The sequence below is a fragment of the Deltaproteobacteria bacterium GWC2_65_14 genome (assembly GCA_001797615.1).
In the GTDB taxonomy this organism is placed as follows: domain Bacteria; phylum Desulfobacterota; class Deferrimicrobia; order Deferrimicrobiales; family Deferrimicrobiaceae; genus GWC2-65-14.
This window is the reverse complement of the sequence record MGPV01000033.1, coordinates 1-10903: the sequence shown is the minus strand read 5'-3', so window position 1 is coordinate 10903 and position 10903 is coordinate 1. Positions and strand designations below refer to the sequence as shown.

The 10903-nt window shown below is 67.1% G+C and carries 13 protein-coding genes, 1 tRNA gene and 1 pseudogene; 6 read left to right on the top strand and 9 right to left on the bottom strand.

What is annotated here, in order from left to right; all coding sequences use genetic code 11:
• Positions 1-115 precede the first annotated feature (115 nt).
• On the bottom strand, positions 116-1030 hold the full coding sequence (locus A2X88_05260) for a radical SAM protein (protein OGP34291.1): 915 nt from the start codon (positions 1028-1030) through the stop codon (positions 116-118).
• A complete protein-coding gene (locus A2X88_05255) occupies positions 1027-1452 on the bottom strand; it encodes a hypothetical protein (protein OGP34290.1) in 426 nt (141 codons plus the stop codon). Before A2X88_05255 ends, A2X88_05260 begins: the two co-directional genes overlap by 4 nt.
• A gap of 128 nt (positions 1453-1580) precedes the next feature.
• On the opposite strand from A2X88_05255, the gene A2X88_05250 reads away from it, so the two are divergent.
• Entirely contained in the window at positions 1581-1802 is a 222-nt protein-coding gene (locus tag A2X88_05250; protein OGP34289.1) for a translation initiation factor IF-1, read from the top strand.
• A gap of 4 nt (positions 1803-1806) precedes the next feature.
• Here A2X88_05250 and A2X88_05245 read toward each other — a convergent pair whose 3' ends face one another.
• Genes A2X88_05245 through A2X88_05235 form a run of 3 tightly spaced genes read right to left on the bottom strand, consistent with a single transcriptional unit; the run spans position 1807 to position 3837 of the window.
• The gene (locus A2X88_05245; protein OGP34288.1) at positions 1807-2256 is read right to left on the bottom strand and encodes a hypothetical protein; all 450 of its coding nucleotides are present in this window, start codon (positions 2254-2256) and stop codon (positions 1807-1809) included.
• 55 nt (positions 2257-2311) lie between these two features.
• Positions 2312-3250 (bottom strand): hypothetical protein, encoded by a 939-nt coding sequence (locus tag A2X88_05240; GenBank protein ID OGP34287.1) that lies wholly within the window; start codon positions 3248-3250, stop codon positions 2312-2314.
• Entirely contained in the window at positions 3247-3837 is a 591-nt protein-coding gene (locus tag A2X88_05235) for a hydrolase (protein ID OGP34286.1), read from the bottom strand. The genes A2X88_05240 and A2X88_05235 overlap by 4 nt, the downstream gene beginning before the upstream one ends.
• Positions 3838-3946: 109 nt before the next feature.
• Between A2X88_05235 and A2X88_05230 the strand changes: the two genes are divergently transcribed.
• Positions 3947-4777, top strand: coding sequence for a hypothetical protein (locus A2X88_05230; GenBank protein OGP34285.1), 831 nt, complete (start codon positions 3947-3949; stop codon positions 4775-4777).
• A gap of 40 nt (positions 4778-4817) precedes the next feature.
• Complete coding sequence (locus A2X88_05225; protein ID OGP34284.1) at positions 4818-5339, top strand: DNA mismatch repair protein MutT; 522 nt, start codon at positions 4818-4820, stop codon at positions 5337-5339.
• 52 nt (positions 5340-5391) lie between these two features.
• Here A2X88_05225 and A2X88_05220 read toward each other — a convergent pair whose 3' ends face one another.
• On the bottom strand, positions 5392-5757 hold the full coding sequence (locus tag A2X88_05220; GenBank protein OGP34283.1) for a hypothetical protein: 366 nt from the start codon (positions 5755-5757) through the stop codon (positions 5392-5394).
• Positions 5758-6014: 257 nt separating this feature from the next.
• On the opposite strand from A2X88_05220, the gene A2X88_05215 reads away from it, so the two are divergent.
• The 3 genes from A2X88_05215 (at position 6015) to A2X88_05205 (ending at position 9377) form a co-directional block, all read left to right on the top strand.
• Complete coding sequence (locus A2X88_05215; protein ID OGP34282.1) at positions 6015-7670, top strand: hypothetical protein; 1656 nt, start codon at positions 6015-6017, stop codon at positions 7668-7670.
• Positions 7671-7714: 44 nt separating this feature from the next.
• Positions 7715-8812 carry a pyruvate formate lyase-activating protein gene (locus tag A2X88_05210; GenBank protein OGP34281.1) on the top strand — a complete coding sequence of 366 codons (1098 nt, stop codon included), beginning with the start codon at positions 7715-7717 and terminating at the stop codon, positions 8810-8812.
• A gap of 217 nt (positions 8813-9029) precedes the next feature.
• Positions 9030-9377 carry a hypothetical protein gene (locus A2X88_05205; GenBank protein OGP34280.1) on the top strand — a complete coding sequence of 116 codons (348 nt, stop codon included), beginning with the start codon at positions 9030-9032 and terminating at the stop codon, positions 9375-9377.
• 30 nt (positions 9378-9407) lie between these two features.
• Here A2X88_05205 and A2X88_05200 read toward each other — a convergent pair.
• The 3 genes and pseudogenes from A2X88_05200 to A2X88_05190 all read right to left on the bottom strand — a co-directional run bounded on the left by A2X88_05200 (position 9408) and on the right by A2X88_05190 (position 10903).
• A tRNA-Arg gene (locus A2X88_05200) sits at positions 9408-9484 on the bottom strand.
• A 242-nt stretch (positions 9485-9726) separates the two neighbouring features.
• A complete protein-coding gene (locus A2X88_05195) occupies positions 9727-10242 on the bottom strand; it encodes a cytochrome C oxidase subunit III (protein ID OGP34279.1) in 516 nt (171 codons plus the stop codon).
• 278 nt (positions 10243-10520) lie between these two features.
• Positions 10521-10903, bottom strand: a pseudogene (locus A2X88_05190) (short-chain dehydrogenase/reductase).

Genomic DNA, 10903 nt, shown 5'->3' with positions numbered 1-10903 from the left:
GCCCGCAGGGCATCCCGGACCAGCCTCCCCGGCTCGACCGCGGCGACCGCGGCGCGGAAGACCGTTTCCAGCCATTCCTTCCCCGGCATTCCCATCCTCTCCCCCCGGGAGTTCCCTACACCCCGTCGAGCCGCTCCAGCCCTCTGGAGAGGGCATAGTCCCTGGCCTCGACCCACTCCGCGGAGGAGGTCCGCCGCCCGATCTCGGAAAACTCGAGGGCCCTGCCGCAGGGGCGGTACTGGTCCATCAGGTTCAGGTAGGTGTCCTCGCCGATCTCCTCCGCGAGGAAGTCGATCACCTCCCGGGTCGTCGAGGCGCCGTCCGGCATCACGAGGTGGCGGACCAGCAGCCCCCGCCTGGCGACCCCCTGCCGGTCCAGGGAAAGGGGGCCGACCTGGCGCGCCATCTCCCGCACCGCCCCGCGGACGACTTCCGGGTAGTCGGGGGCGTCGCAATACCGCTGGGCCGACTCCCGGGAGAGGAACTTGATGTCGGGCATGTAGATGTCCACCACCCCCTCCAGCTCCCGGAGGGTCTCGACGCTCTCGTAGCCGCTGCAGTTGTAGACGATCGGAAGCGACATCCCCCGGGCGACGGCCATGGAAAGCGCCTCCAGGATCTGCGGGGTGACGTGCGTGGGGGTGACCAGGTTCAGGTTGTGGCACCCCATCCGCTGGACCGAGAGGAAGACGCCGGCGAGCTTCTCCGGCGGCATCTTCTCCCCCGCTCCCAGGTGGCTGATCTCGAAATTCTGGCAGAAGGAGCACCGTAGATTGCACCCGGAAAAGAAGACGGTCCCGGACCCGGAAGAGCCCACGAGGGGGGCCTCCTCCCCGAAGTGCGGCCCGTAGGAGGCCACCTCCGCCAACCGGCCGGTGCGGCAGACGCCCGGTTCCCCCTTCTTCCGGTCCACCAGGCAGAGGCGCGGGCAGACGTCGCACCGGGAGAGCCGCTCGAGCATCCGCTCCGCACGCTCCCGAAGGGTTTCGGCGAAGCGGGCGGGGCGCTCGTTTCCGGTGTCCCGGCTCATCGCTTACCCTCCGGGCGGTTTCCGGGGTCCGCCGCTTCCTCCCCGGGCCCGGAGAACTCCACCCGGTCCCCGGTCTCGGTGTTCGTCGCCCCGATGACCCCGGCGGGAAGCTCCAGCGCCCCCGCGGCGCCGGGAACGCCGCGGACGATACGGTTCGGGGCCAGGGAGGACACCAGGCCGACCACCTCGCCGGAGCGGTCGAGGAACAGGACATCGATCGGGTACCCCATCCCGAACGAGTGGACGCTTCCGCACGGGTCGAGCCAGAGCCCCTCCCCATCGGCAAGCCCCTTCGTCCCGAGAAGCCCCCGCAGCCTTTCCCGGAAGGTCCGCGCCTTCCGCACGCGGGTCCCGAGAACCTGCATCTTCGTCCGGTTGAACGCCTTCACCGGGCCCGCCTCTTTCGAGATCCCCTGCGGCATGGTCCCATTCTACCGGCTTAGATCCCCCTTCCGGAACCGCGGTTTCGCATCGTGGCCCCGGTTTCCCTCGCCTGGGGAACATGGTAGAGTTCTGGTGATCGGTATCGCGGAAAACGGGGGAGACGGCCTTGGCGAAAGACGATCTTGCGAAGCTGGAAGGAATGGTAACCTCGACGCGGGGCGGGGGGAACTACATCATCACCCTGGAAAACGGGATAGAGATGTCCGCCAAGCTCAGCGGGAAGCTGAAGCGGTTCAAGATCCGGGTCATCGTGGGCGACAGGGTCACCATCGGTGTCTCCCCCTACGATCCCACCCACGGGCTGATCCTGCACCGCTACCAGGGATAGGTCGCTACTCCAGCGCCTTCCGCGTCATCCCGTCCAGCCCCTTCTCCAGCGTTCCGAGGAGATCCTCCATCCCCCGGATGCCGTGCCGATCCCGAAGATAGGCGGCGGAGTTGCAGGAAAGCCAGACCTTCCCGTTCCCGTCCTCCCAGGCCAGCGCTTTCAGCGGCAGGTCGATCGCGACGGTCGGCGACGCGTTCATCAGGGGAGTTCCCCCCTTCGGATTCCCGAAGATCAGCAGCTGCGCCGGGCGCATCGAGAGTCCGGCCGTTTTCGCCTCGGCCCCGTGGTCGATGCGGGCGAACACCGTCATCCCCTTCGACTGCACGACGGCCTCCATGCGATCCATCGTGTCCGCGACCGAATGACGGCTCTTTATGGTCACCAGGCCATTTTCCCCCGCATGGACGGACACGGAGAACAGGATCGCAAGCATTGCGGGAAAGAGTTTCTTCATGCGGCACCTCCAGCTGGCGGGTTTATCCTTCGATCCCCCGGCGTGGGATCCGGTTTCACGCGGCCGGGTCTTTGCTCCCGCGCCCGATGGCCTCCGCGATTTCCTCGAGGGAGGGGATCGCCGCCCGGCCGCCCATCTTCCTGCAGGAAAGCCCCGCCGCCGCGTTGCTGAACGCGAGGACCTCCGGGAACGGCTTCCCCGAAAGCAGCGCGAAGAGAAATCCCGCGTGGAAGATGTCGCCCGCCCCGGTGGTATCGGCCGCCTTCACCCGGATCGCGGGGGCGTGGAGGAGCGTCCCGCCGTCGAACCCGACGGCGCCCCGGTCTCCGAGCGTCACCACGGCCGTGCGCGGGGAGAACCGGTCGAAGATCGCCTTCGCCCCCTCCCGCGGCTCCCGCTCCGGCGCAAGCTGCCGCACGAACCCGGAGGCGGCGACGATGTGGTCGCACAGCGGGAGAAGCTCGAGGGTTCCCTCCTGGACCTTCTCCGCGTCGAGGACGACCGGAACGCCGGCCTCCCGGGCCTCACGGGCCGCTGCGACGGAAGCGGGGACGTCGTGCCCGTCCAGCAGGATCGCCCGGGCCCCCCGGATCCCGCCGACCGGGAGATCCTCCGGCCGGATCCGGATCCGCGCGTCCCGCTCCCACAGGATCGTCCGCTCGCCGGAGCCGTCCTGGACCAGGATCACCGCGAACTGCGAGGAGGCTCCGGGAACGACGCGGGCGTGGGAGAGCTCGATCCCCTCGTCGCGCAGGAGGGACAATGAAACGCGGCCATGCTCGTCGTCCCCCACGTTCCCGACATACTTCGTCCGCAGCCCCCATCGCGATAGCGCCACCAGGGCGGTGGCGACCTGCCCCCCACCCTGGCGGGTGAAGCCGGTCATCCGGAGCTTTTCCCCAGGGACGGGATATCGGGGGAGGCTGCAGAGATAGTCGATCGCGTTCAGGCCGATCCCCACGACGTCGAACGCCCCGGGATTCCCGAGGCTCATCCCGGATTCCCCTTCAGCCCGATCTCCGCGGCCACCGTCCGCATCCCCTCGATCGTGTCGGCGATCAGCGCGGAGAGCTCCACCCCGAGCATCGCGGCCCCCTTTTCGACGACCGACCGGTCGACCCCCGCGGCGAAGGCCTTGTCCTTCCACTTTTTCAAAACGCTTTTCACCGGCAGGTCGAGGACGCTTTTCGACGGCCGGACCAGCGCCGCCGCGGCCACCAGCCCGGTCAGCTCGTCCACGGCATACAGCGTCTTCTCCAGGTCGGAGCGGGGCTCCACGTCGGTCACGATCCCGTGCCCGTGGGAGAGGACCGCGCGGATATACTCCTCCGGCCACCCGTGGCCCCGCAGGATCTCCGGCGCCCGGGAGAGGTGCTCGCCCGGAAACCTCTCGTAGTCGAGGTCGTGGATCAGCCCGATCACCCCCCAGGCCTCCTCGTCCTCCCCGCGCCTGCGCGCCGCGTGGCGCATCACCGCCTCCACCGCCAGCGCGTGGCACCTCAAACTTTCGCTTTTCACATGTTCCGTCAGGATCCTCCAGGCCTCGTCCCGGGTCGGCGCTCGAATCACGGAATCCTCCATATCCGTGTATTTTCATGCGGTACGGAACTTTCTTCACCCCGATGATATCATCCCACACGAGGGATGGTTCTCCCTCTCCCTGGATAGAATCCCAGGACAGGAGGCGGGCATGGCGGAAAGGCCTCCCGACCACGCATCCCCGACGGCCCTGATCACGGGGGCCTCCGGGGGGATCGGGCTGGAACTGGCGAAACTGTTCGCGCGGGGGGGGTACAACCTCGTACTGGTGGCCCGGAGAGGAGACCCGCTCGAAGGCGTAGCGAGCGAGGTCCGTGCTCTGTACGGAACGTCCGTCCATTGCCTACCGATCGACCTGTCCGTCCCCGAAGCTCCGGAGAAGATCTTCGGCATGCTCCGTTCCCGATCTCTCGATGTGGACGTTCTCGTCAACAACGCGGGATTCGGCCTGTACGGGAACTTCCAGGGTTCCGATCCGGGCATCCTGCTGGACATGATCCGGGTGAATGTTTCCGTTCCGGTCCACCTGGCGAACCTGCTCCTTCCGGGGATGGTCCGGAAGGGAACGGGCGGGGTCCTGAACGTCGCCTCCATGGCGGCCTTCCAGCCGGGGCCCTATATGGCGGTCTACTACGCGACCAAGGCGTTTCTTCTCTCCTTCTCGGAGGCCGTCGCGGAGGAACTCCGGGGGACGGGGGTGACAGTGACCGCCCTCTGCCCCGGTCCCACGCCGACCGGATTCCAGGCGGCAGCCCGGATGGAGGGGCACATCCCCTTGCTTCGGAAAAACGTCATGGACTCCGGAGCAGTCGCCAAGGCCGGGTACGACGGTTTCCGCAAGGGAAAGCGGTTGGTCATCCCGGGCCTCCGAAACCGGATCCTGGTTCTGGCCTTCCGGTTCTCCCCCCGCATCCTGCTCACGAAAGCGGTCCGCTGGATGCAGGAGAGGAGGCGTCCCGGCGGAGAGCGTCGGAGAGGTTGAGTTTCTTCCCGGCAGGGGACAACTGCGGAAAGGCGGCGGCATGGAGACGAGGAATCGGCGGATCCTGTTCCAGGGGCTGGTGCTGGACATCGAGCAGATGGAGGTGCGGATCGGTGAGAAGGGGTGGCACCGGTTCCAGGTGGCGCGCCACCCCGGCGGGGTCGCGGTGCTTCCTCTTCACGACGACGGCACGGTGTCGCTGATCCGGCAGCTGCGCCCCGCGGTCGAATCGGAGCTTCTGGAAATTCCGGCGGGGCGCCTCGCCCCCGGCGAGGACCCGGAAGCCTGCGGCAGGCGGGAGCTCTCCGAGGAGACGGGGCTTCGCGCGAAACACCTTGCCCCCCTCGGGATCCTCCATCCCTCCCCCGGGGTCCTCGACGAGGTGATCCACCTCTTCCTCGCCACGGGGATCTCCCAGGGGACGGCGGCCCCGGAGAAGTTCGAGGAAATCGCGACGGTGCGGATTCCTCTCGAGGAGGTCCGCCGGATGGCCACCGGCGGTGCGGTCACCGACGGGAAAACCCTCGCCGCCCTCTTCCGGCTCGGAGACCGGACGCGATGATTCTGAACACGGCCCGGGCGGTGGAGCAGGCGCCGGGGGGGCGCCCCCCGGATCAGCCCTTGACCGGCTTGCCTCCGGGCGGCGACATCGGCACCGGGAAGGGGGCGACGTTCCCCTGGGCGCCGGGCGCCGGGAGAATTTTGCTCACCCCTTCCTTCTCCACCTCGTCGATCCGCACGACCGACTGCAGCGGGATGTAGGTCCTCCTGACGCCGGCGAACTCGGACTTGAGCCGCTCCTCGGAAGGATCCACCAGGACGCCGCCCCGCTCCCCGAAGAGGATCTCCTCCACCTCGACGAAGGTGTAGAGTTCCCCCTGGCTCACCTTGCGGGCGTAGAGCTCGTAGACGCTTCCCTGGTTCAGGAAGGTCACCCGGTAGATCCGCCGGGTCTTGCCGGCCGAAGCGCCCCTGGACATGCGGTCAGTATACAACCATCCCCTCCCCCGATGCGACAACGACCTGCCGGCGCCCGGGATCCGGCAAGGCGCGGGGCGCTCCGTTGACAACCCGGGAACGGGCATGCAAGATATCCCCAGGAAGATCGGGGTGATGGGGTTCACCCGGAACCGTCCGCCGGGAGGCGGGCTGATGACTCCTGCGATGGCTGTCCTTCGCAGGGTTTTTTTTGCCTCCGCATCGCGCAGAATGGGGATGGAGGAGGGGAAGGCCCGGGATGCCGCTGCACCGCTGCCGTGAAACGATCCAGACGATCTGCGGAGATTTCCGGATCGCTTCGCTGGGGCCCCGGATCGCGGCCCTCGCGGAAGGACTGGAAAGCGGCGGCGTCGTGGACATCGCCGTCCTCGGCCAGTTCAAGGCGGGGAAAAGCTCCTTCCTCAACAGCCTCCTGGATCGGGAAGTCGTCCCGGTCCACGTGCTGCCGGCGACCTCGGTGGTCACGCGGATCGGGTTCGGGGCGGCGGACCGCGCGGTCGTGCGGCGTCTTTCGGGGAAGGACGAGGAGATCGCGATCTCCCGGCTTCCCGAGTTCGTCACCGAGAAGGAAAATCCCGAGAACCGGAAGCAGGTGTCGCTCGTGGAGGTGGAGCTGGCGTCGCTTTCCTCCTTCGACGGGATCCGCTTCGTCGACACCCCGGGGCTGGGGAGCATCTTCTCGCACAACACGCAGGCCTCGATGGACTGGCTGCCGCACGTGGGGGGAGCGCTGGTGGCGGTGAGCGTGAACCACCCGTTCTCCAGCCAGGACCTGTCGCTCCTCTCCGAGGTCTTCCGCCATACCCCCGAGGCGGCGATCCTGCTCACGAAGGCCGACCTGGTGACGCAGAGCGAGCTCGACTCGGTCGCGGAGTTCACCCGGCTGCAGATCGCGCAGCAGACCGGCCGGGAACTCCCGATCCTCCCCTTCTCCATTCATCCATCCCACTCCGGCCTGCGCGCCGAGGTCCTCTCCTTCCTGCGGCAGCGGATCGTCGCGGGCCGGGAGGAGCGGTTCCACGGGATCATGCGGCACAAGGCGCGCACCCTGCTTACGGAGTGCCGCTCCTACCTCCGCCTGGCGGAGGCGGCGGCGGAGTCGGCCGGGATGGCCCGGGAGGAGCTTGCGCGGGTCCTGCGGCAGGAGAAGGAGGAGATGGGGGCGATCCGGTCCGAAACGGCGGTCCTCGCCCGGGAGCTCAAGAGCCGGGTGCGCACCACCTCCGGGGAGAAGTACCTCGAGCACCGGGGAGATCTCGCGGAGCGTCTCCGCCTCGCCCTGGAGCGGCAGTCCGGGGAGTGGAGAGGGAACTTCGCCGACACGACGCGCCGGTTCCAGGAGTGGCTCCGGGAATCGCTGGAGCGGGAACTGATGGAGCTGTCGGGCCGCGGCGAGGAGTACCTCTCCTCCTACCTGCTGACGGCGCAGGCGAGCCTGCAGCGGACCGTGCGGGCCTTCCAGGACCGGCTCGCAGAGAGGATCGTGGCGGCCCTGGGGGTCTCCTTCGAGGGGGCGAGCTTCCACGCCGCGATCCGCGAGCCCGCCCATCCCGACGTCCGTGTGGGAAAGATCTTCGACGTGCAGCTCGACCTGCTCTGGTTCCTGATCCCGATGGCGCTGGCGCGCAGGCCGCTCCTGCGGCACTTCCGGAAGCGGATCGTGTGGGAGTCGGAGAAGAACCTCTCGCGGCTCTCCTCCCAGTGGGCGGACGCCGTGAACGGCTCGATCGACCACCTGGTCAGGCAGGCGATGGAGTTCGTGGCGGACGAGCTCTCCACGATCGAGCGGCTCGTCGCGGGCGCCGGGGACAACCGGGACCGGATCCGGCAGGCCCTCGGGGAGCTCGACGCCGCGGAATCGCTGCTGCTCGCCCGGGAGGGGGGAGCCGGCTGAGAACCTGTACTTCCGGGGATCCGGTCCCCCGGGATGGAGGAGCCATGGGACGCTGCGGGCTGTGCGACGATTCTTCCCCCTTCGTCTCGGGAGAGCTCGGGGTCTGTCTCCCCTGCCTCCGGAAACGTCGGGGCGAGGCGCTGGCCGTTACCTCCGCAGTCCATGCCGGGAACCGCCGTCTTCACGACCTTCCCGAACGACCGCCCAGGGATCCGGGCGGAGTTGCGTGCACCCTGTGCGTCAACGAATGCCAGATCCCCGACGGGGGCGCGGGATACTGCGGCGTCCGCAGGAACGAAGGCGGCAAGCCGGCAGGCGCGGACGCCTCCCTGGGGAAGCTCTCCTGGCACCACGATCCGCTCCCCACGAACTGCGTGGCCGACTGGGTCTGCGCCGGGGGGACGGGCGCGGGACACCCGGAGTTCGCCCATTGTCCGGGACCGGAGGGGGGACACCGCAACCTCGCCGTCTTCTTTCACGCCTGCTCCCTGAACTGCCTCTTCTGCCAGAACTGGCAGTACCGGCTCGAATCGCTCAAAGATGCCGACATCCCGGTGGAGGCGCTTGCGGGGGCCGTGGACGCACGGACCTCCTGCATCTGCTTCTTCGGCGGGGATCCCGCCCCCCAGCTTCCCTTCTCCCTGCGTGCCGCCCATCTCGCCCGTGAGCGGAATCTTGGGAGGATCCTGAGAATCTGCTGGGAGACCAACGGGACGATGCACCCGGTACTTCTCGACGGGATGATGGACCTATCCGTCGCATCGGGAGGATGCGTGAAGTTCGACCTGAAGGCGGCGGACGAAACCCTGCACCTCGCCCTGACGGGAAACTCGAACCGCCGGACCCTCGAGAACTTCGCCCGCGCCGCGAAGCGGATTCCGGAAAGGCCGGTCCCGCCTCCCCTGGTGGCAAGTACCCTCCTGGTCCCCGGCTACGTGGACGAGCGGGAAGTCGGGGATATCGCAGCCTTCATCGCGTCCCTGGACCCTGCAATCCCCTACAGCCTGCTCGCCTTCCATCCCGCCTTCCAGCTCTTCGACCTGCCCCGGACGCCGCAGAGTCACGCGGTCCGGTGTCTAACGGCCGCACGCGATGCGGGACTGTCGAACGTCCACCTGGGCAACCTTCACCTGCTTCGCTGAGAAGAGGGCCTCGAGAGGAGAGACCACCATGGGCGACCTGACGGGAAAACCGGCCGTGCCCTTCCAGCTGCCGGACAGCGGGGGCCGGCAGCACCGTCTCGAGGACTACCGCGGCGGCTGGCTGCTGATGGTGTTTCACCGGCACCTGGGCTGACTGCCCTGCCGGGGGCACATCACGCGGTTGCGTGATCACGAGGAGCGGTTCCGCAGGCGCCACGTGAGCATCGTGGTGGTCACCTTCGAGCACGATTTCCTGGCCCGAAGCTACGTCGAGGAAACCTCCCTGGCCTGGCCGCTTCTGGTCGACGACACCCGGGATACCTACCGGAACTACGGGATGCTCTCCGCTTCCCCATGGGATATCTGGGGACCGAAAACCTGGTGGGCGTACCTGAAGGAAATCCTCCGGGGCGGGAAGCTGCGGAAGGCGGAAGGGGACATCTTCCAGCGCGGCGGGGATGTGCTCATCGATCCGGCCGGGATCGTCGCCCTGCACCATGTCGGGAATGGCCCGGCGGACCGCCCGGAGGTCGGGACGATCCTGCGTAGGATCGAGACAGCCTAGCCCCATCCCTGCAAGCCGGATGAAAAAAAGTGGCGAGCCCTAGAGGATTCGAACCTCTGGCCACTTGATTCGTAGTCAAGTGCTCTATCCAGCTGAGCTAAGGGCGCGCACGAGAGGAAAGTCATCATACTGCAAGGGGTTTCCGGCGTCAACAGGGTATCCGAAAAACCCCTTCCAGACCTCGAAAACGGTGCTTGTTTGCACGGGGTTTGCAGTTCAATCCGCCTCCTCCCTCCCTGGGGGAGCATACCGAAGAGGTTCTCTTGGAACTTGATGGGATTTCGATCCCGGGGGACACCCCCTCCGTCCGTCTCCACCCCCTCGCAACGTAGCCCGGCGTGAATACGGGTTAAGGCGCGAACCTCGTGAAGACGAAGTCGTGTCCCTTCACGAGGGCATCGTGGCACGGAAAGCACGTTTTGTGATCGGCTTCACTGGCCGGCTTCCCATCGATGAAGCGGGCGAAGCCCCAGCCGCCTGTCGATGCGTACTTCTTCGAGTTCTTCACCATGAACTCGATCCGCGGCGGAGCGCCGGGCTTGAACGCGCCCTGGAATTCGGGCATCGGTTCGCGCTTCCACGCTAGCTTCGCGAGCATGGCGCCGTCGGGGAGCGGAAGCGTCCCTTCCCTCAGAGCCTTCGCGGCGGCCGGGTTCCCGAGGATCGCCCTCAACTCGTCCTTGTTGTCCGTTCGGTGGGACGCGGCGATCAGTGTCCAGTCGCGATACCCATCGGGAACCGCGATTCCGAAGATCGGTGAGACCGCTTTTCCCGCGGATTCCGCTGCGATCGCGAGGATCGCAGGGATGAGGATCATCGCCGCCAGAATGCCGAGGACAAGAATCTCCCGATACGAGCGGAGCATGGGGCACCCCCTTGGGGAATGGATTCGGATCAGATTATATCTGAAAACCGAAATCCCCCCCCTGCGCCTCCAGGCGGTGGGACTTCTTCACTAAAGAAGGTTTATAAAACGGGAAAACTATCATCTTCATAAGTCAGTCGTGGGTAAATTATGAAAAGAGGGAACCCTGTGAGTCCCCCTTTTCACCCCCAAAACGGCCTTTGTTTGCACGGGGTTTGCAGTCCGTGCGGACTTCGGTGTGATTTTCCTCCCCGCGGCAAGCGGTTCAGGGCGCGGCCCTACAGCCCGAAGATCTCCTTCACCTTCGCCTCGAACGCCTCGTCCGACAGCTGTTTCGCCATCGGGACGAACGTCTCCGCCTCGACACCCACCGGGGTACGGATCGGGGAAACGGCATCCTCGATCACGCGGAAGACCGCCTCCGCGACCGCCACGGGGCCCGGCCCCTCGTTGATCTTCTTCGCCACCACGGGGATGAGCTTCGCGGCCAGCGCGACGTACGGCGACGCCGGGGAGACGGTCGCCGGGTTCGCCACCAACCCCTTCGACACGAAGCGGGTTCCGAAGAGGCCCGGCATCACGGAGTGGACCCGGATCCCGAAAGGCCCCGCCTCGTACCGCAGGGAATCGGTGATCGCCTCGACGGCGTACTTGCTCGCGT